At 61.8% G+C, this 26,738-nt stretch carries 24 protein-coding genes; 19 read left to right on the forward strand and 5 right to left on the reverse strand.

Annotated features, from left to right (window positions below; all coding sequences use genetic code 11):
- The first annotated feature begins 19 nt into the window (after nucleotides 1-19).
- The 12 genes from KBB36_RS05600 to KBB36_RS05655 all read left to right on the forward strand — a co-directional run bounded on the left by KBB36_RS05600 (nucleotide 20) and on the right by KBB36_RS05655 (nucleotide 14,092).
- Entirely contained in the window at nucleotides 20-1,174 is a 1,155-nt protein-coding gene (locus KBB36_RS05600; protein ID WP_290977847.1) for a CaiB/BaiF CoA-transferase family protein, read from the forward strand.
- 14 nt (nucleotides 1,175-1,188) lie between these two features.
- Entirely contained in the window at nucleotides 1,189-2,049 is an 861-nt protein-coding gene (locus tag KBB36_RS05605; protein ID WP_290977849.1) for a MaoC/PaaZ C-terminal domain-containing protein, read from the forward strand.
- Nucleotides 2,046-3,575: an acyl-CoA synthetase gene (locus KBB36_RS05610; RefSeq protein WP_290977850.1), complete on the forward strand. Its 1,530-nt coding sequence runs from the start codon at nucleotides 2,046-2,048 to the stop codon at nucleotides 3,573-3,575. The genes KBB36_RS05605 and KBB36_RS05610 overlap by 4 nt, the downstream gene beginning before the upstream one ends.
- 110 nt (nucleotides 3,576-3,685) lie before the next feature.
- Entirely contained in the window at nucleotides 3,686-4,609 is a 924-nt protein-coding gene (locus KBB36_RS05615) for an SDR family NAD(P)-dependent oxidoreductase (protein WP_290977851.1), read from the forward strand.
- 61 nt (nucleotides 4,610-4,670) lie between these two features.
- Nucleotides 4,671-5,837 (forward strand): thiolase domain-containing protein, encoded by a 1,167-nt coding sequence (locus tag KBB36_RS05620; protein ID WP_290977853.1) that lies wholly within the window; start codon nucleotides 4,671-4,673, stop codon nucleotides 5,835-5,837.
- Nucleotides 5,838-5,843: 6 nt separating this feature from the next.
- Entirely contained in the window at nucleotides 5,844-6,245 is a 402-nt protein-coding gene (locus KBB36_RS05625) for a Zn-ribbon domain-containing OB-fold protein (RefSeq protein ID WP_290977855.1), read from the forward strand.
- Nucleotides 6,246-6,256: 11 nt separating this feature from the next.
- Nucleotides 6,257-7,903, forward strand: coding sequence for an AMP-binding protein (locus KBB36_RS05630; RefSeq protein WP_290977856.1), 1,647 nt, complete (start codon nucleotides 6,257-6,259; stop codon nucleotides 7,901-7,903).
- A gap of 107 nt (nucleotides 7,904-8,010) precedes the next feature.
- Complete coding sequence (tcuA, locus tag KBB36_RS05635) at nucleotides 8,011-9,489, forward strand: FAD-dependent tricarballylate dehydrogenase TcuA (RefSeq protein WP_290977857.1); 1,479 nt, start codon at nucleotides 8,011-8,013, stop codon at nucleotides 9,487-9,489.
- 13 nt (nucleotides 9,490-9,502) lie between these two features.
- Complete coding sequence (locus KBB36_RS05640; RefSeq protein WP_290977858.1) at nucleotides 9,503-10,987, forward strand: aldehyde dehydrogenase; 1,485 nt, start codon at nucleotides 9,503-9,505, stop codon at nucleotides 10,985-10,987.
- A gap of 22 nt (nucleotides 10,988-11,009) precedes the next feature.
- Nucleotides 11,010-11,942: a methylisocitrate lyase gene (prpB, locus tag KBB36_RS05645; RefSeq protein WP_290977859.1), complete on the forward strand. Its 933-nt coding sequence runs from the start codon at nucleotides 11,010-11,012 to the stop codon at nucleotides 11,940-11,942.
- A gap of 15 nt (nucleotides 11,943-11,957) precedes the next feature.
- Complete coding sequence (locus tag KBB36_RS05650; RefSeq protein ID WP_290977860.1) at nucleotides 11,958-12,947, forward strand: NAD-dependent epimerase/dehydratase family protein; 990 nt, start codon at nucleotides 11,958-11,960, stop codon at nucleotides 12,945-12,947.
- A 5-nt stretch (nucleotides 12,948-12,952) separates the two neighbouring features.
- Nucleotides 12,953-14,092 (forward strand): PrpF domain-containing protein, encoded by a 1,140-nt coding sequence (locus KBB36_RS05655; protein WP_290977861.1) that lies wholly within the window; start codon nucleotides 12,953-12,955, stop codon nucleotides 14,090-14,092.
- Here KBB36_RS05655 and KBB36_RS05660 read toward each other — a convergent pair.
- Genes KBB36_RS05660 through KBB36_RS05670 form a run of 3 tightly spaced genes read right to left on the reverse strand, consistent with a single transcriptional unit; the run spans nucleotide 14,089 to nucleotide 16,990 of the window.
- Nucleotides 14,089-16,152, reverse strand: a complete 2,064-nt coding sequence (locus KBB36_RS05660) for an acetate--CoA ligase family protein (RefSeq protein ID WP_290977863.1) — start codon at nucleotides 16,150-16,152, stop codon at nucleotides 14,089-14,091. The genes KBB36_RS05655 and KBB36_RS05660 overlap by 4 nt on opposite strands.
- Nucleotides 16,149-16,565 carry a MaoC family dehydratase gene (locus KBB36_RS05665; RefSeq protein ID WP_290977865.1) on the reverse strand — a complete coding sequence of 139 codons (417 nt, stop codon included), beginning with the start codon at nucleotides 16,563-16,565 and terminating at the stop codon, nucleotides 16,149-16,151. The genes KBB36_RS05660 and KBB36_RS05665 overlap by 4 nt, the downstream gene beginning before the upstream one ends.
- Entirely contained in the window at nucleotides 16,559-16,990 is a 432-nt protein-coding gene (locus KBB36_RS05670) for a hypothetical protein (protein ID WP_290977867.1), read from the reverse strand. Before KBB36_RS05670 ends, KBB36_RS05665 begins: the two co-directional genes overlap by 7 nt.
- 156 nt (nucleotides 16,991-17,146) lie before the next feature.
- Between KBB36_RS05670 and KBB36_RS05675 the strand changes: the two genes are divergently transcribed.
- Together KBB36_RS05675 and KBB36_RS05680 are read left to right on the forward strand one after the other, a co-directional pair.
- Entirely contained in the window at nucleotides 17,147-18,304 is a 1,158-nt protein-coding gene (locus KBB36_RS05675) for an acyl-CoA dehydrogenase family protein (RefSeq protein WP_290977869.1), read from the forward strand.
- Nucleotides 18,305-18,324: 20 nt separating this feature from the next.
- Nucleotides 18,325-18,798 (forward strand): MaoC/PaaZ C-terminal domain-containing protein, encoded by a 474-nt coding sequence (locus KBB36_RS05680; protein ID WP_290977871.1) that lies wholly within the window; start codon nucleotides 18,325-18,327, stop codon nucleotides 18,796-18,798.
- Nucleotides 18,799-18,815: 17 nt separating this feature from the next.
- Here the strand turns inward: KBB36_RS05680 and KBB36_RS05685 are convergent, their stop codons facing one another.
- Entirely contained in the window at nucleotides 18,816-20,381 is a 1,566-nt protein-coding gene (locus KBB36_RS05685) for an AMP-binding protein (protein WP_290977872.1), read from the reverse strand.
- A gap of 178 nt (nucleotides 20,382-20,559) precedes the next feature.
- Between KBB36_RS05685 and KBB36_RS05690 the strand changes: the two genes are divergently transcribed.
- On the forward strand, nucleotides 20,560-21,975 hold the full coding sequence (locus KBB36_RS05690) for an MmgE/PrpD family protein (RefSeq protein WP_290977873.1): 1,416 nt from the start codon (nucleotides 20,560-20,562) through the stop codon (nucleotides 21,973-21,975).
- Here the strand turns inward: KBB36_RS05690 and KBB36_RS05695 are convergent, their stop codons facing one another.
- Nucleotides 21,976-22,962, reverse strand: a complete 987-nt coding sequence (locus KBB36_RS05695) for an NAD-dependent epimerase/dehydratase family protein (protein WP_290977875.1) — start codon at nucleotides 22,960-22,962, stop codon at nucleotides 21,976-21,978.
- 191 nt (nucleotides 22,963-23,153) lie between these two features.
- Between KBB36_RS05695 and KBB36_RS05700 the strand changes: the two genes are divergently transcribed.
- The 4 genes from KBB36_RS05700 (at nucleotide 23,154) to KBB36_RS05715 (ending at nucleotide 26,726) form a co-directional block, all read left to right on the forward strand.
- Complete coding sequence (locus tag KBB36_RS05700; protein WP_290977877.1) at nucleotides 23,154-23,804, forward strand: TetR/AcrR family transcriptional regulator; 651 nt, start codon at nucleotides 23,154-23,156, stop codon at nucleotides 23,802-23,804.
- Between the two features lie 172 nt (nucleotides 23,805-23,976).
- Nucleotides 23,977-24,777, forward strand: a complete 801-nt coding sequence (locus KBB36_RS05705; RefSeq protein WP_290977879.1) for an ABC transporter ATP-binding protein — start codon at nucleotides 23,977-23,979, stop codon at nucleotides 24,775-24,777.
- A complete protein-coding gene (locus KBB36_RS05710; RefSeq protein WP_290977881.1) occupies nucleotides 24,770-25,471 on the forward strand; it encodes an ABC transporter ATP-binding protein in 702 nt (233 codons plus the stop codon). The genes KBB36_RS05705 and KBB36_RS05710 overlap by 8 nt, the downstream gene beginning before the upstream one ends.
- A 40-nt stretch (nucleotides 25,472-25,511) precedes the next feature.
- The gene (locus tag KBB36_RS05715; RefSeq protein ID WP_290977883.1) at nucleotides 25,512-26,726 is read left to right on the forward strand and encodes an ABC transporter substrate-binding protein; all 1,215 of its coding nucleotides are present in this window, start codon (nucleotides 25,512-25,514) and stop codon (nucleotides 26,724-26,726) included.
- The last annotated feature ends 12 nt before the right edge of the window (nucleotides 26,727-26,738 follow it).

Genomic DNA, 26,738 nt, shown 5'->3' on the forward strand with positions numbered 1-26,738 from the left:
TCAAAGGAGCATGAGGCGTATGGGACCGTTACAAGGGCTGAAAGTGATTGAGATGGCCGGCATCGGGCCGGGGCCGTTTTGCGCCATGATGCTGTCGGATATGGGCGCTGAGGTGTTGCGTATTGATCGCGCCGATGCGGTGGGCGCCAAGGGTGAGCGCGATCCGCGTTTTGAGATATTGAATCGTGGCCGGCCCTCGATTGCGCTTGATCTGAAACAGCCGCAGGCGGTGGCACTGGTTCGGCGTCTGGTGCAGCAGGCCGATGTGCTGATCGAGGGTTTCCGCCCCGGCGTGATGGAGCGGCTTGGCCTGGGGCCGGAGGATTGCGCCAAGGTCAATCCGAAACTGGTTTATGGCCGTATCACCGGCTGGGGCCAAGATGGCCCGCTGGCCCAGGCTGCCGGGCATGACATCAATTATATCGCCATCACCGGGGCGCTGCATGCCATCGGCCGAGCCGGGCAGGCGCCGGTGCCGCCGCTTAATCTGGTTGGCGATTTCGGCGGTGGCTCGCTCTACATGCTGTTCGGCATTCTCTGCGCGTTGTGGGAGCGTGAGCGTTCCGGCACAGGCCAGGTGGTGGATGCCGCGATTGTAGATGGCGTCAATTCGCTGAGCAGCTTCCTGTTCGGCGCGCTGGCCCGCAAAGGCTGGGTCAACGAACGCGGCAAGAATGTGCTCGATGGTGGCCGGCCCTGGTATGACAGTTACCAGACCAAGGATGGCGGCTATATCTGCATCGGCCCTATCGAAGCGCGTTTCTATCAGCTTTTCCTGGAGCGCGTCGGCCTGGCCGATGAAGCCTTGCCGGACCAGAACGACCCGGCCGGCTGGCCGGTCTTGCGGGAACGCTTCACGGCTTTGTTCAAGACCCGCAGCCGCGATGAATGGTGCCAGATGCTGGAAGGCACCGATGCCTGCTTTGCGCCCGTGCTTGATCCACTGGAGGCAGCGCAGCATCCGCATAATGTGGCGCGCGGCAACTTTACTGAAGTGGATGGTGTGTTGCAGCCGGTGCCGGCGCCGCGTTTCAGCCGCACCAAACCGGAAATCGCCGGGCCGGCTTCACGCGCCGGGCAAAAGACCCGCGCCGGTCTGGCCGCATGGGGTGTGCCGGAACAGGAGATTGATGCGCTGATTGCCGCCAAGGTGGCGATCCAGGCGGCAGTGTAAGGCGGACAATTGTCATGGCAATCTCCTACGAAATATTGAAGCACCGCGTCTTTGCGCCGATCACCCAGGAATATGGCATGCGCGACACGCTGCTTTATGCGCTGGGCATTTGCTGCGGCGACGATCCCACAGATCCGCGTGATCTGCGCTTTGCCTATGAGGAGAATATCCAGGCGTTGCCCACCATGGCCACGGTACTGTGCTCGCCCGGCTTCTGGCTCAAGCAGCCGGATACCGGCGTGGATTGGCGCCATGTGCTGCATGGCGAGCAATTTCTCACCATGCACCGGCCGCTGCCGCCCAGCGGCAAGCTGATCGGGCGCCAGCATATCGAGGAGATCATCGACAAGGGCCAGGGCCGTGGCGCGCTGATCTATATCAAGCGTGAACTCAGCGATGCCGCCAGCGGCGAGCTGGTCTGCACTGTTGGCCTGTCCAGCTTCGCCCGCGCCGATGGCGGTTTTGGTGGGCCATCCGGCCCGGCCAAGCCGGCGCATAAACTGCCCGATGGCGCACCGGATCTGGTTTGTGACCTGCCTACCTGGAAACATTCCGGGCTGATCTATCGCCTGAACGGCGATTACAATCCGCTGCATGCCGATCCGGCGATTGCCCGGGCGGCGGGCTTCGAGCGGCCGATCCTGCATGGCCTCTGCACCTATGGCGTCGCCGGTCGCGCCCTGATCCGCAGCCTGTGCGATAATGATGCCACCCGGCTGAAGCAGCTTAATGTGCGGTTCTCGGCACCGGTTTATCCGGGTGAGACAATCCGCACTGAAATCTGGCGGCAGGAAGCCGGCCTGGCTGGTTTCCGCTGCCGTGTGGTCGAGCGCGATCTGGTGGTGCTGGATAACGGCAAGATGGTTTACGCATGAGCCGGGAGATTGTATCCGGCGCTGCGCGGCGGCCGATGGCGGCTGTGCATGAGCGTGCGGCCCGCATCGCCTCGGGCCTGGCCGGCTTCGGCATCGGGCCGGGCCGGGCGGTGGCGATCCTGATGCGCAATGACATCTCGTTCATCGAATGCAGCCTTGGCACCGCCATGCTGGGCGCCTGGGCTGTGCCGCTGAACTGGCATCTGGCGCCGCCGGAGATCGAGTATGTGCTGGGCGATTGCGCTGCCACAGTGCTGCTGGTGCATGCCGATCTGCTAGATCTGGTGCCGCAAGCGGCGCTGAATGCTGGCCGCTTCACGGTGATTGTGGCCGATACGCCGGCGGAAGTGTGCCAGGCTTACAGCGTGCCAGCCGCCAAGGCCCTGGCACCCGCCGGCATGATGCGCTTTGAGGCTTGGCTGGCGGCCCAGCCAATATGGGACAAGCCGCCAGTGCCGGCGCCGGAAAGTATCATCTACACCTCTGGCACTACCGGCAAACCGAAAGGCGTGCGGCGCAATCCGCCAACGGCGGCGCAGCGTGCGCGGCTGGAGCAGATGCGCGAACAGGTTTATGGCCTGCGCGCCGGCATCCGCCTGCTGGTGCCGGCGCCGCTCTATCATGCGGCGCCGAATGTGTTTGCCCTTGCCGGTGCGCGGGTGGCGGATGCCCTGGTGCTGATGCCGAAATTTGACGCCGAGGATTTGCTGCGGCTGGTTGAGCAGCACCGTATCAGCAATATCGTGATGGTGCCGACGATGTTTGTGCGCCTGCTGCGCCTGCCTGAAGCGGTGCGGCGGCGCTATGACCTGAGTTCGTTACGCGCCGTGTATCATGCGGCGGCGCCCTGCCCGCCGGATGTGAAGCGGGCGATGATCGACTGGTTCGGCCCGATCATCCATGAATGGTATGGCACCACTGAATCGAGCGTGGTCACAGTGTGCGATAGTGCCGAATGGCTGTCGCATCCCGGCACCGTGGGCCGCGCCATAAGCGGTGCGCGGGTTGAAGTGGTGGGCGAGGATGGTGCGCTGCTGCCGCCCGGCCAGCCGGGCGAGCTTTATGTTGGTCTGGATTTCCTGCCGGACTTCACCTACCACAACCGCGATGAAGACCGCCGCCAGATTGGCCGCAACGGCCTGATCACCGGCGGCGATATCGGTTATCTCGATGCCGATGGTTTCCTGTTCCTCTGCGACCGCAAGAAGGACATGGTGATTTCCGGCGGCGTGAACATCTACCCCACCGAGATCGAAGCGGCGCTGCTGTCGATTGCCGCCGTGCAGGATTGCGCCGTGTTCGGCATCCCGGATGTCGAATTCGGCGAGGCCGTGATGGCCGTGGTGGTGCAGGATGGCAGCAGCAGCGAAGCTGCGATCCGCGAAATACTCACGGCTCGGCTGGCGCGTTTCAAACTGCCCAAGGTGATCGAGTTCCGCGACAGCCTGCCGCGTGATGATGCCGGCAAACTGCTCAAGCGGCGGCTGCGCGAACCCTATTGGCAGGAGGCCGAAAGGCGCATTTGAGCAGCCGGTCGGTTGACACTCCGCAAGATTGTAGACAGATTACAGTTGGCAATATAGCCGATCAGGCGCAGCCCTGGTGCCGGCATTAAATGATGCAAAAGGAGGAAACCATGGCATCCGAGCAATGTCTGAAGGACAAGGTGATGATCGTGACCGGCGCCGGCCGCGGCATTGGCCGCGCCATTGCGCTGCTGGCGGCGCAGGAAGGCGCCAAGGTGGTGGTCAACGATCTGGGTGGCTCGCCGGATGGTGATGGCGCCGATGCCTCACCGGCCCATGCGGTGGTGGATGAAATCCGCCAGGCTGGCGGTCAGGCTGCCGCCAATACCGATAGTGTCGCCGAGCCCGCCGGCGCCAATAACATCATCAAGACCGCCATCGACAATTTTGGCCGCATTGACTGCGTGGTGAATAATGCCGGCATCCTGCGTGACCGGATTTTCCATCGCATGTCGGTGGTGGATTTTGAAATGGTGATCAAGGTTCACCTGCTCGGCAGTTTCTATGTCGCCCGCGCCGCCGCGCCGTATTTCAAGGAGCAGAATGGCGGCTCCTATGTGCATTTCACTTCCACATCGGGCCTGATCGGTAATATCGGCCAGAGCAATTATGCTGCCGCCAAGCTTGGCGTGGTCGGCCTGTCAAAAGGCATTGCGCTCGACATGCAGCGTTTCAATGTGCGGTCAAACTGCGTTTCGCCCTTCGCCTGGAGCCGCCTGATCGGCACCATCCCCACCGAAGGCGATCCGGAAAAGGAAAAGCGCGTTGAGCGTTTGCAGCAGATGGGGCCGGAAAAGGTCGCGCCCCTGGCGGTGTATCTGGCTAGTGATCTTTCCGCCCATGTCACCGGGCAGATTTTCGCCTCGCGCATGAACGAGATTTATCTGTTCAACCAGACGCGCCCGATCCGCTCGGTGCATCGCGGCGAAGGCTGGACCCCGCAGAGCATTGCCGAACATGGCATGCCGGCGATGCAGGGCAATTTCATGCCGCTCAGCCGCACCGCCGATATTATCGGCTGGGACCCGATCTGAGCCGCCAATCTTTCCACCCCGCTCTGTCGCAAGAGCGGGGTTTTTCACAAGGCATTTCCCTATGAGCTTACGCAGCGCCGCCTATATTGCCGGCATCTACGAACATCCCACGCGCAAGGCCGCCGACAAGTCGGTGGTGCAGCTTCATGCCGAATCGGCATTGGGGGCGTTGCGCGATGCCGGCCTGTCGATTGCCGATGTGGATGGCTATTTCTGCGCCGGCGACACGCCGGGCGGCATCCAGACGGTGGAGTATCTTGGCCTCAGGCTACGGCATTTTGATGCCACTGAAGCCGGCGGCGCCAGCTATGTCATGGATGTGGGCCATGCCGCCGAGGCGATTGCCGCCGGCAAATGCAATGTGGCACTGATTACGCTGGGCGGCCGGCCGCGCTCGGAAGGCGTCGCCACCGGCACCACACCGCGCATCTACAATGCCAGTTCGCCCGATGTGCCATTCGAGGCGCCGTTTGGCGCCACGGTAGTCAACATGTATGCCATGTCGGCAGCGCGCCACATGTATGAATACGGCACTACCGGCGAGCAACTGGCCTGGATCAAGGTGGCGGCATCGCATCACGCCCAGCATAACCCGAACGCATTGTTGCGTGAGGTGGTGACGGTGGCGGATGTGGTCAATTCACCGGTTATCGCCGATCCGCTGCGCCGGCTGGATTGCTGTGTCATCACTGATGGCGGCGGCGCGCTGATCGTTGTGCGCGAGGATATCGCCCGCAGCCTGAAGCAGCCCTTGATCAAAGTGCGCGGCAGCGGCGAGGCGATCAAACATAGTGCCGGCGGCCGCATCATTGCCACGGCTTCCGCCGCCGCGGTTTCCGGCGCCACCGCCTTTGCCGAAGCCGGCATCAAGCCGTCGGATATCGACTATGCCTCGATCTACGACAGCTTCACCATCACCACGCTGATCCAGATCGAGGATCTTGGCTTCTGCGCCAAGGGCGAAGGCGGGCGTTTCGTGGCGGATGGCAACCTGATTTCCGGTATTGGCAAGCTGCCGTTCAACACCGATGGCGGCGGCCTGTGCAACAACCATCCGGCCAATCGCGGCGGCATCACCAAGGTGATCGAGGCGGTGCGCCAGTTGCGCGGTGAGGCGCATCCCAAGGTGCAGGTGCCGGATTGCCGCCTGGCGCTGGCCAATGCCATCGGCGGCGCGGCGCTGACCAACCGGCATTGCAGTGCCACGCTAATTCTTGAGCGGGAGTAAGCAGCCATGAGCAAATCCACAGCAATCCGCGATATCATGCTGCCAACGCTCAGCCCGGAAACCGAATATTTCTGGGCGGCTGCCCGCGAAGGACGCCTGGCATTACGCTACTGCAAGGCTTGCCAGCACTATCATTATTATCCGCGCAGCATCTGTCCGCATTGTTTCAGCGACCAGACCGAATGGCGCGACAGCCCGGGCAAGGGTGAGATTTATTCCTTCTCGGTGATGCGCAAGGCGCCGGTGCCGTATTCGGTTGCCTATATCGCTTTGGACGAAGGCACCATGATGCTCAGCAATATCGTGAATTGCGATTTTGATCTGTTGCGCATCGGCCAGCGCGTGCGGCTGCAATTCCTGCCTTTCGAGGGCGGCGCGCTGCCGGTTTTTGAGCCGGATGAACAGTAAAGACCTGTGCCATGGGACCCTTCGCCGCCTGTTTCAGCCCGTTTGAAGGATTGAACCTGAACTGGCTGCTTGCGGCCCAGGCGCAGGCGCGACGCGAGCACCCGTTCATCATCTTCGAGCCGTTTGATCGCCCGGCGCGCAGCATCAGCTATGGCGAGTTTTATGATCTGGCCTGCCAGCTTGCCCAGGGCCTGCGGCAACGCGGCATGCAGCCGGGCGACCGGATCATTCTGCATCTGGATAATTGCCCGGAATTCCTGCTGACCTGGTGTGCCTGCGGTATTGCCGGCGCCGTGGTGGTTACCACCAATACGCGCTGCTCCGAGGAGGAGCTGGGGTATTTCTTTGAGCATAGCGGCGCCAGCGCGGCGATCACGCAGCCGCGCCATGCCGCGCTGGTGCAGGCGGCCTGCCGCGGCGCCCGCTGGATCGCCGTGACCGACAACGATGCCGGCGAGCCGGCGGCTTTCGCGGCCCAGCCAGCCGCTGCCGAGCGCTTTGATCAATTGCTGTCGGCGACCGCGCCAGCGCCATCGCCGCCAATCGGCCCGGCAGCGCCGCTGGCGGTGCAATACACATCCGGCACCACATCGCGGCCCAAGGCGGTGTTGTGGAGCCATGCCAATGCGCTCTGGGCGGCCCGGGTCAGCGCCAGCCATGAAGGCTTGCTGCCCAGCGACGTGCATCATTGTGTGCTGCCACTGTTTCATACCAACGCGCTATCCTATTCCTGGCTCGCCTGCCTGTGGGCTGGTGCCACAATGGTGTTGCAGCCGCGTTTCAGTGCCAGCCGCTTCTGGGCAGTGGCGCTGAAAAACCGCAGCACATGGAGCTCGATCACCGCTTTCTGTTATCGCGCCCTGGCCAATGGCGAGGTGCCGCGCACACATCATTTCCGCAATTGGGGCGTGGCTTTCTCTGATCCCCTGGTGGTGAACAGATTCAATATCAAGCCCATGAGCTGGTGGGGCATGACTGAAACGCTGACCCAGGGCATCATCGGCTATCCGCATCTGCCGGTGGCCTATGGCGCCATCGGCCGCGCCGCGCCGGAATATTCGCTCCGCATTCTCAATGCCGAGGGCCAGCCGGTGCAGCGCGGTGAGACCGGCACGATCCATATTGCCGGTCAGCGCGGCGTTTCGCTGTTCCAGGAATATTACCGTGACCCGGCGGCAACGGCGGCAGCCTTCGATTCGGAAGGCTTCTTCAACACCGGCGATCAGGTGACGCTGCTTGACGATGGCTCGCTGCGCTTTGCCGACCGGGTGAAGGATATGCTCAAGGTTGGCGGCGAGAATGTTGCCGCGTCAGAGATCGAGCGGGTGATTGCCGCCATCCCGGGCGTGGAGGAAGTGGCGGTGGTGGCCCAGGCCCATGCCATGCTGGATGAAGTGCCGGTGGCTTTTGTCCGCCTTGGCGCGGCGCTGGCCGATGTGGCGCATGACGCGGTGGCCGCGATGGTGACGGCGCAATGCCGCAAGCTGCTGGCCGATTTCAAGTTGCCACGCGCGGTTTATGTGGTGCAGGAATTCCCGCGTGCCAATGTGGACAAAATCGCCAAGGCGAAGCTGAAAACCATTCTGGCAGCGATTGGCGATGGCCCGGTAACCGCAGAAAATTTTGTTGCCTGGCCGCCACGTTCAAGAATTGACTGACAACTGTTGACAGTTTGCGACTTTTCTCTAATATCCGAAAAAACATGGTTGAGTGAGCCTGAAGCAACACCAAGGCTCGGTACAAGCGATGAAAGGGAGTCGAAACGATGGAGTATGATGTAGTTGTTGCCGGTGCTGGCAATGCGGCCTTATGCGCGGCGATTTCGGCCCGGGAAAATGGCGCCAAGGTGCTGGTGCTGGAGCGCGCGCCGGAATCCGAACGCGGCGGCAATTCCTACTTCACCGCTGGCGGCTTCCGCTTCGCCCATGACGGGCTGGAGGATGTGTGCCAGGACATCCTGACCGACCTGTCGGATGCCGAGCGTAATCAGATTGTGCTGCCCAAGCATACGCGGCAGTTCTTCTATGACCAGCTGATGGAAATCACCCATCACCAGTCGGATGAAGCGCTGGCCAACCTGCTGGTGGATCGTTCGCGCCCCACCATGGCCTGGCTGCGCAGCCATGGCATCCGCTTTGTGCCGATGTTTGGCCGGCAATCCTATATCGTCGATGGCAAGCATCATTTTTATGGCGGCGTGAATATCGAAGCCGTGGGCGGTGGCGCCGGCCTGGTGGAAGCCGAAATTGCGCGGGCCGAAAAGCTCGGTATCGAAATCCGCTATGACACCGCCGCCATCGGCCTGATTCAGCGCCAGGACCGGGTGATCACCGGCGTGAAGGTGCGCAGCAAGAATGGTTATTCGGAAATCAGCACCAAGGCGGTGATCCTGGCCTGCGGCGGTTTTGAATCAAATCCGGAAATGCGTGTGCGCTATCTTGGCCCGGGCTGGGATCTGTGCCGGGTGCGCGGCACGCGGCATAATATGGGCGAAGGTATCAATATGGCGCTGGCTATCGGCGCCCGGCCCTATGGCAATTGGTCGAGCTGCCATGCCTGCGAATGGGATATTTCGGCACCGCCCTATGGCGACCGCTGGGTGCTGGATAATTTCCAGAAACATTCCTATCCGCTCGGCATCATGGTGAACCTGGATTGCGAGCGTTTTGTTGATGAAGGCGAAAATTACCGCAATCTGACCTACGCCAAGTTTGGCCGCGAAATCATGAAGCAGCCGCGCCGCACCGCGATCCAGATTTTTGATCAGCAGACGGTGAAGATGCTGCGCGACGAATACCGCATCAAGGAAGTGACCAAGGCGGAATCCGACACTATTGCCGGCCTGGCCGAACAGCTTGAGCTTGATCCGGCGGCGCTGGAAAAAACCATCAGCGAATATAACGCCGCCTGTGGGCCGGAGCCCTATAACCCGGCGATTCTGGATGGCAAGGCCACCCGTGGCCTGAGCGTGCCGAAATCCAACTGGGCCTTGCCGATCAACAAGCCGCCTTATGTTGCCTATGTCACCACCACCGGCATCACCTTCACCTTTGGTGGCCTGCAAGTGAATACCAGCGGCGAAGTGCAGGACATGACCGACCAGTCGATCCCCGGCCTCTATGCTGCGGGCGAGTTGGTCGGCGGCCTGTTCTTCGAGAATTATCCGGGCGGCACCGGCCTGATGTCAGGCTCTGTGTTCGGCAAGCTGGCTGGCGAAAGCGCCGCCCAGTATGTCGCCGGCTGAGGCGGCGCCAGCCATGGTAGATGTCAGACGCTATCAGCTTTTTATCGACGGCGCCTGGCGTGAGGGCGCGAAGGGGCGTCGCTTTCCGGCGGTCAACCCCTTCAACCGCCAGACCTGGGCTTCCATACCGCAAGCAGAAGCCGAGGATGTGGCCGAAGCGGTGGCGGCGGCGCGGCGGGCTTTCACCGATGTGTGGGGGCCGATGCCGGGTGTGCAGCGCGGCCGGCTGATGCTGCGGCTGGCCGAATTGCTGGAAGCTGAAGCCGATCGCATGGCGGTGCTGGAAACCACCGATAACGGCAAGGTGATCCGCGAGACCAAACCGCAGATGCTGTTTGCGGCGCGGCAATACCGCTTCTTCGCCGGCTATGCCGACAAGATTTATGGCAGCGTGATCCCGCTCGACCAGCCGGATGTATTTGATTATGCCATGCGGGTGCCGATTGGCGTGGTGGCGCTGATCACCGCCTGGAATTCGCCGATTTCGCTGCTGGCCAACAAGCTGGCGCCGGCTTTGGCGGCGGGCAATTGCGCGGTGATCAAGCCGTCTGAACATGCTTCGGCCACAACGCTGGAATTTGCCGCTCTGGCCGAGAAGGCCGGCTTCCCCAAGGGCGTGATCAATGTGCTGACCGGGGATGGTGAAACCGGCCGCGCGCTCAGCGAAACCGCCGGCCTCAATCGCATCAGTTTCACCGGCAGCGCCCAGGTCGGGCGTCTGATTGCCGCCGCTGCCGGCCGCAACCTGGTGCCGGTGACGCTGGAACTGGGTGGCAAGTCACCCAACATCATTTTTGACGATGCCGATCTCAACAAGGCGGTGGCCGGTGCGATGGCCGGCATCTTTGGCGCCACCGGGCAAACCTGCATTGCCGGTTCGCGCCTGTTGGTGCATGAGGCGGTGCATGACGAGGTGGTGCAGCGCCTGGTGCAGCGCACTGCCACGATCAAGCTGGGTGATCCGCTTGATCCGGCCACTGAAATGGGCACTGCCGCCAATGAGCAGCAATTCAACCGCATCCTGGATTTCATCTCGGCAGCGAAGCAGGCCGGCACAAGGCTGGTGGCCGGCGGCGATGCGGCGCGTGATGGCGCGCTGGCCCAGGGCTTTTTTGTGCAGCCGACCATTTTCACCGATGTGAAGCCCGATTCCCATCTGGCGCAGGAAGAGATTTTTGGCCCGGTGCTGGCGATCATCAAGTTCAGGGACGAAGCCGAGGCGATCAGCATCGCCAATGGCACCGCCTATGGCCTGGCTTCCGGCGTCTGGACCCGCGATGTCGGCCGCGTGCACCGTATGGTGCGGGCGCTGGAAAGCGGTGTGGTGTGGGTGAATACCTACCGCGCGCTGGCGGCGCAGGCGCCGTTTGGCGGCATGAAGGAAAGCGGCTTCGGCCGCGAGCGCGGCGAGCAGGCGTTACAGGAATACACCACCACCAAAAACGTGATGATCGATTTCTCGTCGCAGGAACGCGATCCGTTTGTTCTGAAAACATGACATCAGCAAAAGAAGACGCTTCATGCCCTATCTGATTGGTGCCGAACGTCCCGATACACCGGCCGGCCAGGCTTTTCGAGAGCTGCTTGCCAGGCCGCAGATATTGGCGATTCCGGGGGCGCATAACGGGCTGGCTGCCTTGCAGGCCAAGGCCGCCGGCTTCGAGGCATTGTATCTTTCCGGCGCGGCGATGACCGCCTCGATGGGATTGCCCGATCTGGGCATCATCTCCATCAATGACGTGTGCTTTTTCCTGCGCCAGATTTCGCGCGCCTGCGGCCTGCCGGTGCTGGTGGATGGCGATACCGGCTATGGCGAAGTGCTCAATGTGATGCATATGGTGCGCAACTTCGAGGAAGCCGGCGCCGGCGCGGTGCAGATCGAAGACCAGTTGCTGCCGAAAAAATGCGGCCATCTCAACGACAAGAAACTGGCCAGCGCCTATGACATGGCGGCCAAGGTGGCGGCCGCCGCCAAGGCACGCCGGCATCTGGTGATCGTGGCGCGCACCGATGCAGTGGCCAGTGAAGGCCTGGATGGCGCCGTGGCGCGCGCCAACATGTATCTCGAAGCCGGCGCCGACGCGATTTTTTGCGAGGCGCTGACTTCGGCCGAGATGTTCCGCGAATTCGCCCGCCGGGTGAAGGCGCCGCTGCTCGCCAATATGACCGAATATGGCCGCACGCCCTTCTTTACCGCCCAGGAATTTGAGGAAATGGGCTATCGCATGGTGATCTGGCCGGTCAGTTCGCTGCGTGTCGCCGCCAAGGCGCAGGAAGAATTATATGCTGCCATCCGCCGCGATGGCGGTACGCACAAGATGCTGGACAAGATGCAGACCCGCGCCGAACTTTATGAAGCCATCGGCTATCATGAATACGAGGCGCTGGATGCCAGCATCGTCAAAACCATCACGCCGCAAGGCATGCCGCAGGATAAAACCAAGAAAGAGTGAAGTGGGAGCGTGGGAATGGCATACAGCGTCAAGGATTCTGTCTATCTGATCACCGGCGGCGCCAGCCTGATCGGCTCACATATCGCCGATACATTGCTGGCCGATGGCGCGCGTGAAGTGCGCCTGTTTGATAATTTCTCGCTCGGCACACCAGAAACCATTGCGCATCTGATGCAGGATCCGCGCGTCAAGCTGATCCGGGGCGATATCCTGCGGCTTAACGAACTGATCGATGCCTTTCAGGGTGTTGATGGCGTTTTCGCCCTGGCCGGTTTCCTTACCCTGCCGATGTCGCAGAATCCGTCGCTTGGTATTGCGGTCAATACCAGCGGCCTGGTCAACACGCTGGAAGCCTGCCGCATCGCCAAGGTGCGGCGCATCATCTTCTCGTCATCGGTATCCACCTATGGCGGTTCCACCGCCGATGTCATCACCGAGGAAACCCCCTTCACCATGGCCGGGCTGCCGCCGGCCTCGATCATGTATGGCACCAGCAAGATCATGGGCGAGGGCCTGTGCGCGCAATATGCCCGCAGCCATGGCCTGCAATTCAACGCACTGCGCTTTTCCTCGGTCTATGGCGAACGCCAGCATTGGCGCGCGGTGAATGCCGTGTTCATCGCCGAAACCTGCGAGAAGGTGCGGCGCGGCGAGGCGCCGGTAATTGTCGGCGATGGCAGCGAAGTGCATGACTATATCTATGTCACCGATGTGGCCGAAGCCTGCCGCGATGCCATGATCAGCGCATCCTGCAATCACGTGCTGAATATCTGCACCGGGGTTGACACCACACTCACCGAGGTGGTTGCGATTGTGCTGGATGCCTATGGTGCCAAGCAGCTCAAGCCGGTCTACCAGGAAGATACACGTACGGTGCGATCTTCAGCCGTAGCCAAGCTGAATTTCAGCCGCGCCAAAGCTGAAAAGGAGATCGGCTGGTTGCCCAAGGTCGATGCCAAGGCCGGTATCGGGCGGTATATTGCCTGGCGCAACGCACAAGGCTAGTAAACATGCAGCACCGGCTCAAGGCCGTGTTCATGCGCGGCGGCACGTCCAAGGCGCTGATCTTCCATCAGGCCGATCTGCCGGCGCAGCGTGATGACTGGGCGGCAATTTTTCTTGCCGCGCTGGGTTCGCCCGATCCCAATGGGCGCCAGCTGGATGGCATGGGCGGCGGCGTTTCGTCATTGTCGAAAATCTGCATCATCGGGCCGCCCAGCCGCCCGGATGCCGATATCGACTACACCTTTGCCCAGGTTTCCGTCGATCAGGCGATGGTGGATTATGCCGGTAATTGCGGCAACATGTCGTCCGCTGTCGGGCCTTTCGCGGTTGATGAAGGCATCATCCCGGCGCCGGCCGATGGCCTGGCCAGCGTGCGCATCCACAACACCAATACCAGCAAGATCATCATTGCCACTTTCCCGGTGCGGGGCGGCATGGCTGTGGTGCAGGGTGATTGCGAGATTGACGGCGTGGCCGGCAGCGGCGCGCCGATCCGGCTGGATTTCCTCAATCCCGGCGGTTCCAAGACTGGCCGGCTGCTGCCCAGCGGCAAGGCGATTGACCGGCTGATACTGCCGGATGGCAGCCCTATCGAAGCCAGCCTGATCGATGCCGCCAATCCCGGCGTGTTCGTTCGCGCCGCCGATCTTGGCCTTAGTGGCACCGAGGCACCACAGGCGCTGGAAAAGGACGCAGTGCTGATGCAGCGGCTGGAAATGATCCGGCTGGCGGCATCGGTGGCCATGGGGCTTACCCCTGATCTGGCTGCGGCAGCGCGCATGCCCAGCATTCCGAAAATTGCCGCGATTGCGCCGAGCCAGGCTTTCACGGCACTTTCAGGCCGGGTTTATGCGGCGGAAGATGCCGATATCCTGGTGCGCATGATCTCGGTGGGGCAGCCGCATCGTGCCGTGCCGATCACCGGCGGCTTGTGCCTGGCGGCAGCTTGCCGCGTGCCGGGCAGCCTGGCGCAGCAGATGCTGCGACCCGGGCAATCTGGTGCGTTGCGGGTGGGGCATCCCTCCGGCCTGTTGCTGGTGGATGCTGCGGCGGAAATACAGGATGGCGCGGTGCATGTGCCGCAAGCCAGCCTGTATCGTACCGCGCGCCGGCTGTTTCAGGGCGAAGTGCTGTTCAGGCTCTAACGCTTCAGTAGCACGGCATCGCAGGCGATGGCGCCCTGGCCCGGCGCCAGCACACGCACCGGGTTGATTTCCAGCGCTTCGATCATGTCGGCATGGGCGGCGAAAAACAACGACAGCCGCTCGATCATCGCCGCCAGCGCCGGCAGATCGGCAGCCGGCAGGCCACGGAAACCTTCGAACATGCGGCGACCGCGCAGGCTATGCAGGGCGCGCAGGGCTTCCGTTGCGCTGACTGGCGCCAGGCGGCAGGCAACATCCTGGTAGATTTCAGCCTGCACACCGCCCAGACCAATCATGGTGATCGGGCCTAATTCGGCATCATGCTGAAAACCGAGGATCACCTCGACAGCCGGCGGCGCCATTTTTTCCACCAGCACAGCATCACCAAGGCGATCAAGCATTGCCGAAGCAGCCGCTGCCACCGCATCGGGTGTTGCCAGGTTCAGCATCACACCGCCGCTATCGCTTTTGTGCAGAATTGTTGTGCTGTGGATTTTCACTGCCACCGGCAGGCCGAGCTCCAGCGCTATGCCCATGGCGCGGCCGCTATCGCTAGCCACCCCGCCTGCCGGCACCGGGACGCCCAGCGCGGCCAGCACCTGCTTGCCGGAATATTCGGTGCCGTCATGCTGGCGTAAAGCTTTTGCGGCGGCGCTGAAATCGGCCATGGCCAGCGCTGGTGCCGGCGTTGGCCGCAGGCGTGCCAGCACACCCAGCGCACTCACGGCGCGATGCTGGTCCTCAAACACGGCAAAGCCGGCAGCCTCATACTGCGCCACGGTTGCCTGATCCGCCACGATACAGAGCAGCATCGGCTTGTTGGGATATTGCTGCGGCAAGGGCGACAGAATCTGCGACAGGCGCGGCGCAATGCTTTTGGAGCCGGCGGTGACGGTGAAAAAGGCTATCAGCGCGTCCAGCCCATCCTGGCGCAACACAACATCCAGATTGTCGCGCACCAGATCTAGATTGTTGAACGCCTGCGCTGTCACATCGATGGGATTGCGCGTGGCGGCATAGGGATTGATCGCCTTAAGCGCCGCCTGCGCATCTGAAGGCAGCGCCGGCACCTCTAGGCCCACTTGCGCGGCAGTATCCGCCATCTGCACACCAACGGCGCCGGAAATGCTGACCAGGCCGACGCTGTTGCCGGCTGGGCGCGGCGCGCGTTGCAGCAGATAGGCGGCATCCACCATTGCCTCGGTATGTGGCATCCGCACCGCGCCATATTGTTCCAGCATGCCGCTGAATACCAGGTCGCTGCCGCTCATCGCCGCGGTATGGGTTTGGGCTGCGGCGGCGCCTACGCTGCTGGTGCCGGATTTCATGAACAGCACCGGCTTGCCAGCCTGGCGGGCCGCTTCCAGCCCGGCCACCAGGGTATCGCGTGCATGCACGCCTTCGGCATAGGCCATGATGATGCGGATATCAGGCTGGGTCGCCAGCCATTCGATGCCCTGGCCTACATCGATGCCGGCCTCGTTGCCGGTGGTGATCCATTGCCCGATCTTGACGCCACGTTGCAGCGCGATCTTGACCAGATGGCTGCCAAAGCCGCCGCTCTGGCTGATGATGCCCACATCGCCGCCACTTGGAAAACCGCCTTCGAAGATGGCCGAGAAGCTGGCATAAAACCGGTGCAACACGTTGAAGGCGCCCAGGCAGTTCGGCCCCAGCAAAGCAATGCCGGCATCTTGCACGATGCGGCTCAGTTCAGCCTGCCGCGCTTGGCCATCGCCGCCGGCCTCGGCGAAATCGGCGCTGAACAGCACGGCGCCACCAACATGCTTCGCGGCGCAATCGCGAATTGCCTGCATGGCTGGTATCGCCGGCAGGGCGATGATCGCCATATCCACCGGGCCAGGCACATCCAGCAGCGAGGCATAAGCCGGCAGGCCCTGCACAATCTGGTAATTCGGGTTCACCGGATAGATCGGCCCGGCAAAGCCGGCATCCAGCAGATAGCGGATCGGACGACCACCGATGCGGGCGGGATTGTCGGAAGCGCCGATCACTGCCACCGATGCCGGCCGCATCAGGCGCGGCAGATTGGGGTTCATTCTAACTCTCCAGGGATTTTCAGTGTCGCTTCGCCAATCGCCAGCAAGCGCTCGCCGCTATGCAATGCCAGCGCCAGGGTGATGCTGCCGGCATCACGCTGGATAACTTCCAGGCTGTATGTGGTCGGCTCGCCGGCCTTCACGGTGTTGAGCAGCTTGGCGCGGAAACGGGCGCCCTGATCCCAGGCGGCAGCACCAAATAATGCGCAGAGCCAGGATTCAAACACCGCCAGCAGCATCATGCCATGCGCAATGGTGCCGCCGAAGGGGGTTTTGGCAGCATAAGCCGGATCGGTATGGATCGGCGCATCAGTGCCGTGCAGGCGGCCGAAGGTTATGAAGCTGGCCTGAGTCAGCGCTGGCCCTGGCCGCTCAATGCGCTGGCCGATGGTGAGGGCGGCAAGGTTCAACATGGCCAATACAGGATATGGCGCACCAGCAGCACATCGCGCTGCTCGTCGCCGGCCTTCACCGCTTGCTCAACAACCAGGAAGCGTTTGCCGTTGCGGATGTATTTGTCGGCCACGCGCACGATGGTGACCAGGCTTTCACCCAGATAAGCGGCGCCAGACATTTCCAGTTCCTCTTGTGCATGCAGCACGCCGGGTGGAAACTTCACATAGCTCTTGAAGGCGCGCAGTTCATTGAGCAGAAAGGATGGGATGCGTGTGCCGGGCTCAATATTGGCCGGGCTTTCGCCAATGCAGGCATAAAAATTGGCCAAAGCCGCCGCATCAATTTTGAGGGGGTAGGGGGCATAAACCTGGCCAACGATGATGGCGTCGTAGCCAGTCCCAACCCAGCCGCCCATGCGATGGTCAGGTTCTGGCGTGGTCAATGCTAACACTCCCGGCGCAGCGTGGCGTTTATCCTTGACGATTGTGGTAAGACCACAACGCCAATATGTCAACAGTTATCAGATGACATATTGGCGCAAACTGGTATATGTAAGCCGGCAAGCCAGTGGCGGTATGTTACGCGAAGGGAAGGGAAAATGCCTTTATTCAATGATTTCGGGTTCACCGACGAGCAGAAGATGATGCGCCGCAGCCTGCTGGCGCTGGCCGAACGGCATCTGCCGCCGGAAAAAATTCGTGAACTCGACAATACCGCCGGCTGGCCGGTGGATGCCTATCAGGCGATGGCGCGGGATGGCTGGCTTGGCCTGCCCTATCCGGAAGAATATGGCGGTCTTGGCGGCGGCTACAAGGATATCGCGGTATTGCTGGAAACGCTATCGTATCATTATGCCTGCCTTGGCACCACGTATATGACCAGCGTGATCTATGCCGGCCTGCAATTGCTGCATAACGGCAGCGAATATCTCAAGCGGCAATACATGATGCCGATGATCAAGGGCGAGATTTACATTGCTTTCGCGCTGACCGAGCCGCAAACCGGATCGGATGCCGCTTCGATCAAAACCTATGCCGTGCGCGATGGCGCTGATTATATCATTCGCGGCCAGAAATGGTTCATCACCTCGGCGCATATGGCGGATTACATCGTGCTGGTGGTGAAAACCGACCCATCGGCGCAGCCAGCGCATAACGGCTTCAGCCTGTTCCTGGTCGATGCCAAGGCGCCCGGTGTCAGCATTCGCCCGATCGAAACCCTGGGCCGCCATACCACGCATACCAACCAGATTTTTTTCGACGATGTGCGCGTGCCGGCGGAAAACCTGATCGGCGACGAAAATCGCGGCTGGCGCAAGCTGATGCGCGGCCTGAACCTGGAGCGCATGTGCATCGCCGCCTGTGGCGCCGGCAATGCCCAGAAGGCCATCGACATCGCGCAGGATTATGCCATGCAGCGGGTGCAGTTCGGCCAGCCGATCAGCAATCATCAGGTGATCCAGCACAAGCTGGCCGATATGCGGATCAAGGCCGAGATTGCCCGGCTGGTGACCTATCGCACTGCTGAAATGCTTGATGCCGGCTATGATCCGCGCATGGAAACCGCGATTGCCAAGATCGTTGCCACCGACAATGATTTTGATTGCGCCAATATCGGCATGCAGATCATGGGCGGCGCCGGCTATTCCATGGAGCATGACATGCAGCGCCTGTTCCGCGATTCACGGCTCGGGCCGATTGGTGGCGGCAGCAACGAGATTCAGCGCAACATAATCGCCAAGCTGATGGGTTTGTAGACTTGGCTGGAGAGAGCAGCATGAGCGAGCAGAAGCCGGCGCCGCGTGGGCGTTATTTCGAGGATTTCACGGTGGGTGAGCAACTCTATACCGGGCAGCGCACCATTACCTCCACCGATATCGTCAACTTCGCCTGCCTGTCTGGCGACTTCAACGATGTGCATACCAATTTTGAATATGCCCGTAGCACGCCATTCGGTGAGCCGATTGCCCATGGCCCGCTGGTTTTTGCCGTTGCCGCCGGCCTCAATTATGCTTCCGGCATCAATGATGGCACGCTGATCGCGTTACTCGGCATCGACAAATGGCGCATGAAGCTGCCGGTGAAACATGGCGACACCATCCGCGTGCGCTCGACTGTCACCGCCAAGAAGGAAACCAGCCAGCCGGATCGCGGCGTGGTCAGTTTCACGCGCGTCTTCCTCAATCAGCGCGACGAGGTGGTGCAGGAGATGGATGTGACCATCATGTATCGCCGCCGCCCGCCCGGATGAGATGGCGCAGGATGAGATTAAGGGGCGGCGTCGTTGGCCAATAGCTGCGCCGCCACCCAGTTTTCCACCTCGGGGCGGATGATCTTGCCGGTATTGTTGCGCGGCAGGCTGCCCTTGGGCACAAACAGCACATGCTTGGGGCGCTTGTAGGGCGCCAGTTCGGCGCGGCACAAAGCGATCAGTTCCTGCTCTGTCGGCGCCGCGCCTTCGGCAGCAACCACCAGCACCGGCACCTCGCCCCAGCGCGCATCGCGGCGCCGCACCACCACGGCTTCCGCGATATGCGGATGCAGCAAGGCCACGCGCTCGATCTCGGCCGGATAGATATTCTCGCCGCCGGATTTGATCAGGTATTTGCGCCGGTCGATGTAATCCAGCCGCCCATCCGGCCGCCGCACAAATACATCGCCGGTATGATACCAGCCGCCGGCAAACGCTTCTTCGGTTGCTTCCGGTGCGTTCCAATAGCCGCTGAACAATGTCGGCCCGCGCATCAGCAATTCGCCCGGCAAACCATCCGGCACCGGCTGCCCGGCTTCATCCACCAGCAGCACATCGCAAAGCAGGCTTTCGGTCTTGGCAAAATCGCTTGGTATCTCGCCAGCGGCAAGCCGGCCGGCAGAAGCGGGCGGCATGCCGGTTTCGGTGGAGCCAAAAGTATTGGTGAACGGCACGCCCAGCAGGGCGGTCATTTCCGCTATCTCGCGCGGCGCAAACAGATCGGCCAGCGCGCCGAATTTCTTCAGCCGCTTCACCTTGGGCCGCCGCTGCCGCAGATAGGCCAGTGTCTGTTCCACCATGCCAGGGAAGAAGATCAGGTTGCTCAGGCTTTCGCGTTCAAGATAGTCGCAAATGGCTGGCAGGTCGGCGCCATCCAGCACCACCACCTTGCCGCCCAGCAGCAAGGTGCCAAGGCCCAGTTCCACCGATGCCATGTGAAACAGCGGTGACCAGGCCAGGAATGTGTCGTCGCCGTCAACGCCGTAATCGGTGACATAAACCAGCAGCCGCGCCAGCATGGCGCGCTGGCTCAGCAGCGCTCCTTTCGGCAAGCCAGTGGTGCCGCTGGTATAGATGATGAACAGGCCGTCTTCCGGATCGCCATCCGGCATTGCCGGCAGGGCTGCGGCGGGACCGGCAAGCTGTTGTTCCAGCGCCGCGCCGATTTCCAGCAGGATACCGGCCTGGCTAATACCGGCCAGGCTGTTGCGGTGGCGCGGCGATACCAGGGTGACTTTGGGCTGCACCAGGGCAATGCAATGCGCCAGTTCGCGCGGCGCCAGGCGCCAGTTCAGGGTGGCGACGATGAGGCCAAGGCGCAGGGCGGCGAGCGACAATTCCAGAAAGATTGGGTGGTTCTCGCTGAGAATACAAACGCGGTCGCCGGGCTTAAGCCCTTGCGCATGCAGCAGCGCGGCCAGCCGTTCGGCGCGCTGCCGCAATTCGGCATAGCTCACGATCTGGTCCAGATGGGCCAGGGCCGGGCGCGCCGGGTGCAGCCGGCATTGTTTCTCAAACAGGCCATACAGCGAAAGCCGGGCCGCGTGCCGTGCCACAATCGCCTGTTGTTGCCCAACGCTCATGATGCCGCCATCCGAATCGCCGTCCGTTTCCTGCCCGCGCCATTCTGCCCGGCGCAGTGCGACAGGGATAGCATATCGCGTCATTATCTGTAAACCGATGATAGTAAACTGTTGACAATACGGTCGGGCTGACAAAGGATCACCCCGGCCACTCCTTAAATTTCAGGTTTGCAAAATCATGACGCAGCTCGGGCGTATCGAAAAAACCCCATCGCCATCCGCCAGCGGGCATCTTGCCCGCTTCGCTGCCGGCTTGCGTTTTGAGGATATTCCGGCGCCGGTGCTGGAACGTGCCAAGCTGCATATCCTGGATGCGCTGGGCTGCGGTCTGGCCTCGAATGCCTATGGCTTTGCCGGTCGGGTTGTTGCCGGCGCGGCGGCGCATGGTGAAATCGGCCGCTGCCGTGTGATCGGGCGCGCCGAGCGTTTGCCGGTGCGCGATGCGGCCTTGGTCAACGGCGTGCTGCTGCATGGCCTGGATTTTGACGACACGCATCTTGGCAGCATCGTGCATCCCACCGCCGCCTGCCTGCCGGTGGCGCTGTCTTTTGGCGAATTGCTCAAGGCGCATGGCCGCGCTTTGCTCACTGCCTATGCCGCCGGCATGGAAACCGCGATCCGTATCGGCCTGGTGGTCAAAGGTGGTTTTCATCATGTCGGTTTCCATGCCACCGGCGTGGTGGCGCATTTCAGTTCGGCGTTGGTGGCGGCAAAGCTGCTCGGCCTGGATGCGGCGCAGATCATGGCAAGCCAGGGCATTGCCGCCAGCACCGCCTCTGGCGTGCAGGTGTTCCTTGAGGAAGGCGCCTGGACCAAGCGACTGCATCCCGGCTGGGCGGCGGTGGCCGGCATCACGGCGGCGCGGCTGGCTGCCAATGGCTTTGTGGCGCCGTCGCGGCCACTGGAAGGCAAATTCGGCTTGCTGGAAACCCACTTGCAGGCCCATGCCGGCGCGGCTGATATCGGCGCCGTGGCTGCCGGGCTGGGTGAGGTGTGGCATCTTGCCGATACTGCGATGAAGCCATATCCGGTCTGCCATTTCATCCATGGCTGCGCCGATGCGGCCATCGCGCTGCATGCCGAGCTGGGCGGCGAGGAAATTACGGCGGTGGAAGCTTTGCTGCCGCAGCCGACCTTACATATCGTGGCCGAGCCGGCAGCACAGAAACAATGCCCGACTTCGGATTATGAAGCCAAATTCTCTACCCAGTTTGTGGTTGCCACCTGCCTGCTGAAAGGCGGTTTTGGCCTGCCCGATTTGCAGCCAGAAGCGCTCGCAGATCCGCATGTGCTGGCGCTTGCAGCCCGGGTAAGCTGCGGCATTGATCCTGACACCACCTTCCCGACCTATTTCTCCGGCGGCGTGACCGTGACAACACGCAGCGGCCGCAAGTTGACGCGGCATGTGCGGGTGAATAGCGGTGCCGGCGAATTTAGGCTGCAACAGGATGGCGTAATCGCCAAATTTCTGGCCTCGGCTTCTTTGGTATTGCCGCGCGAGCAGGCCGAGCAGGTTGTTGAGGCCGTGTTGACGCTGGAAACCATTTCGGCTGAGCAGTTGATGCAACTGCTCAGCCTGGAAGACAAAAACTAATCAGCGCGCAGCCTCGCGGCGGCGCCAGTCCAGCAGACGGCGGATGCCGTCCTCGATACTCACTTCAGGCGCCCAGCCCAGCATGCGGGCAATCTTGTCGCGATCAAAATTCAGTTCCTGGGTGACACTGGATCGCACTTGCGCGGTATTCTGCTTGTAGACCGGCTGCAACGGGCTGCCGGTTACTTCCAGCAGGATTTCGGTGATCCGTTTCAGTGTGGTGGCCACACCGGTGGCGACATTGAAGCTTTCGCCGGTCACATCCGAGGCCATGGCGAGCAGGTTGGCCCGCGCCACATCGGCAACATGCACATAATCGTGCACTTCCAGGCCATCATCGGGGATCACCGGCGCTTCGCCGCGCTGGATGCGGTCGTAATTCTCCATGATGTAGAGCGCATTGATGCCGCGATAATGCTGCCGCTCGCCATAGACAGTGGCATAGCGCAGCGCGATCGACTGGATGCCGTGGCGGGCGCTGTAGAGTTTGCCCAGATTCTCGCCGATCAGCTTGGTGCAGGCATAAAGCGCCGCAGCCGGCTGGAAGCTGGCGAGATGTGATGCCGATTGCTCGTTGATCAGGCCGGGCGCCGGGTCGCCATAGACGGCAATCGATGACGAGAAAACCACCTTCTTCACCTGCCGGTAGCGGCAGGCTTCGTAGAGATTCTGCTGGCCTTCCACATTCACCGCCAGGCCAAGGCGCGGATTCTGGCTCAAGGGCAGGGTGAGGAAACCGGCAATGGCGAAGACGCCATCGGCGCCTTCAAAGGCGTCGAATAGCTCGTTGATGTTGAGCAGGTCGCCGCGCACCAGCTTGACGCGCGGATTGTCGAGCAGGAAACGCACCGTATCCGGGCTGCCCAGCGCGTAATTGTCCAGCAGCACAACCTGCGCCGCGCCCTGTTCCAGCAATTGTTCGGCAACATGCGAGCCGATCAGGCTGGCACCGCCGGTGACAACAAACTTTCCGCCGTTGAGTTTCATGCTGCTCCTGAAAAGGCCAATCCCCGGCTTGCGCCCGGGGTGCGAAGGGAGCCGGCAAGGTATCAATCCAGATATAAACAGTCTACAGTTTTCATATCGGTATATAAGGCTGCAAATACATGCTGGTTTGAATTATCGACTTCTGGGTCGAAAAGCCTTAACAAGAGGCTGGGATTCGTTTCGGGGGTGCAATGGCCAAGTGGAAGCGAGCGGTGCCGGATGCCGCTCAGCAGCGTGAATTGAAGCTGGACGCCCTGTATCGCGAAGCCGCGCAGGCGTTTCGCCGCGACGGCTACCACGCCACCTCGCTCAACGATATCGCCAAGGCGCTCGGTATCAGCAAGCCGACGCTCTACTATTATGTGAAAAACAAGCAGGATCTGCTGTATCAATGCCACCTGGCGGCGGCCGAGCAGGCGCTGCAATCGGTCTGTGCCGAGCCGGGCCTGAAGCCGATCGAGCGGCTGCATCGCACCACGGCCGCCTATGTGCGCTCCACCATCAGCGACGACAGCTACAGTGTTATCATTCTTGAGGAAAAGTCGCTCAGCGCGGCCCAGCTAGATATCGTGGTGCGCGAGCGCGACAAGTTCGAAGGCGCCCTGCTCGGCATGATCGAAGCGGCGATGCAGGATGGCAGTATCCTGCCCGGCAATGCCAAATTCGCCGTGCTGATCGTGCTCGGCGCAATCAACTGGGTGACCAAATGGTATCGCCCGCATCGCACCTGGAGCATCGACGAAATTGCCGAGGGTGTGGCGGGCTTTGTCTGCCGTGGCCTGGCCTCGGGCGAGGCGCCGGCTTTCCCGGGCAGCCGATTGCTGGAAAACCGCCAGAACTGACACTCCATAAAGCAACATCCATAAACGCACGGGTTGTAATTCAGCCGCTTTTTCAATTTTCGACCCAAGAGTCGAATAATATTATCCAAGAGTTGACTCTAAATCCGGAGTCTATGAATATCCGATCATAAATTTTATGGAGGAAACCCGATGGTCGGGGGGAAGGCACATCGTGTCGGCCAGTATTGACGTTGCTGTGTCAGGCAAGCCGCTGCTGCAAGTTGAGGCGCTGAGCAAACGCTTTGGCGGCGTGCGGGCGCTGAATGATGTCAGCTTCGCATTGCATGCGGGCGAAATCCTCGGCCTGATCGGCCCCAATGGCTCGGGCAAATCCACCTGTGTCAACCTGCTATCCGGCACCCTGCCGCCAACATCGGGCCGTGTGCTGTTTGATGGTGTCGCTTTGGCCGGCCTGCCGGTGGATGCGGTGGTGCGGCGCGGCCTGATCCGCACCTTCCAGGCGACGCAGATTTTCGCTGAATATAGCGTGATCGAGAATGCCCTGGTGGGCTGCCATGCGCGCTATCGCCAGGCCGCCAGTGCTGCTGTGTTCGGCCTAGCCGGTGCGCGGCGCGAGGAAGCCGAGATGCGCCAGGCCGCATTGGCCGCGCTCGCCATCGTCGGCCTGGATCAGCGCGGCGATGTGCTGGCCGGCACGCTCTCGGTGGCCGATCAGCGCCTGCTGATGATTGCGGTGGCGCTGGCCTCCAGGCCGAAGCTGATCCTGCTGGACGAGCCTGCCGCCGGCATGGTTGCCGCCGAGCGCCGCGCACTCAGCGCCATCATCCGCGGCCTGCCCCGGCATGGTATCAGCGTGCTGGTGATCGAGCATCACATGGGCCTGATCATGGAAGTCTGCGACCGTATCGTGGTGCTGAATTTCGGCGAGAAGATTGCCGAAGGCACCGGGGCCGAAATCCGCGCCAACCAATCCGTGATCGACGCATATCTGGGGCGCCGCGACCATGCTTGACGTGAAGGATCTGCGGGTTGGCTATGGCCCGGCCCAGGTGGTGCATGGTGTGTCGTTCCAGATTGGTGCCGGCGAATGCGTGTCGCTGATCGGCCCGAACGGCGCCGGCAAGAGCACGATCCTGAAGGCGATCTGCGGCCTGCTGCCGATCCTGGGCGGTGCGATCCGCTTCGATGGCCAGGATATCGCCAACCAGCCCGGCTATCGCATCGCCGAACGCGGCATCGCCATGTGCCCGGAAGGCCGCCAGGTCTTCCCTGAAATGACCGTGCTGGAGAACCTGCGGCTGGGCGGCTATACGCGCCGCCGCAGCGACCTGCGGCCCGATCTCGACGAGATGATGCAGATGTTTCCGCGCCTGCGTGAACGCGCCAAACAATTGGCTGGCACGCTTTCGGGTGGCGAGCAGGAAATGGTTGCCATTGCCCGCGCGCTGATGGCGCGGCCTAAACTCTGCATTTTCGACGAACCCTCGCTCGGCATCGCGCCGCGCGTGGTGGACGAGATCGAAGATACCTTGCGCCGCATCAAGGCCACCGGCGTCACCATCCTGCTGGTGGAGCAATCGGTGTCGATGGCGCTGCGCGTGGCAGATCGCGCCTATGTGCTGGAAGCCGGGCAGATCGTGCTGCAAGGCTCGTCGGCTGAACTGGCCGATAACGCCAGTGTGCAGAATGCCTATCTCGGCCATTGAAATTACCAAAGCCAAGAAAACTCAACGGAGGAAACAGTCGATGAATAAGTTGCTGTCCACTGCCCTGGCGGGTATGGCCCTGCTCGCATCGGCGGGCCTGGCCCAGGCCGCCGACAAGACCCTGCTGCTTGGTGTCAGCGATGCGCTCACCGGCGGTGGCGCGGTTTACGGTGTGCCGCAGAAGCGCGCCATCGACCTTGCCATCGAGCAGGTCAACAGCGCCGGCGGTGTCAAGATCGGCGCCGATACCTATCGCTTCAAGACCGTGGAATATGACGACAAGGCCGATCCGACCGAGGCCACCAATGTGGCGCGCAAGCTGATCGACCGCGACAATGTGAAATTCCTGCTCGGCTATTGCTGCTCGGCTTCCGGCGGCGCCGTGGCGTCGTTCATCGGTCGCGAAGACGTGATCATGCTGGTTGGCACCGCCGGTGCCCGTGCCATCACCTCGGCCGGCCATGCCAATGTGTTCCGCACCCGCCCGCCAGGCGATTATACCGGCGCCGCGGCCGGCCGCTTCATCTACCAGCAGGGCGTCAAGACGCTGGGCGTGCTGGCGGTGCGCGACGTGGCTTTGTTCACGCAATATCGCGAAGCACTGATCAAGGCTTACGAGGAAGCCGGCGGCAAGGTGGTGGCGGTCGAAACCTTCGGCGGCCAGGATCGTGACATGACCGCCCAGCTCACCAAGCTGCGCGGCCTGGGCGCTGAAGCCCTGTTCATCTCCGGCTATGTCGAGCAGGTGGCTTTCGCCTATCGCCAGTCGCATGAACTGGGCATTCGCGTGCCGCGTTTCGGCTTCTCGGGCGGCAGCGCCGAGCAGTTCCTGAAAGTCGCCAGCAACGAGCAGATGGATGGCGTGTGGGATCTGCTGGCGGTGGAATTCAATGTCGAGGTGCTGGGCGACAAGGCCAAGGCCTACGATGCCGCCTATCGCCAGAAGTATAACGACACACCGACGCCGAACAGCGCCTTCGCCTATGACCAGGTCTATGTGCTGCGCGACGCATTGCAGGCAGCGCAGAGTGTTTCCGACCTGAAGAAAATCCAGACGGCCTTGCGCAATCTGGCGGTGCCGAAGGAAGCGTTGCTCAAATATCTGCCGGTGCAGGGCAAGATGTTTGACGGCAAGGGCCAGGCCTACATCTCCAATGGCGCCTTCCAGTGGAAGGGTGGCAAGTGGAATTTCCATGGCGAACTGCCCTCGGATGCTAATGCCTATTCCGAGTTCCTCAAGACCGTGAAGAACTGAGACCCCGGCCAG

This window comes from Ferrovibrio sp., assembly GCF_017994015.1.
Taxonomy (GTDB): domain Bacteria; phylum Pseudomonadota; class Alphaproteobacteria; order Ferrovibrionales; family Ferrovibrionaceae; genus Ferrovibrio.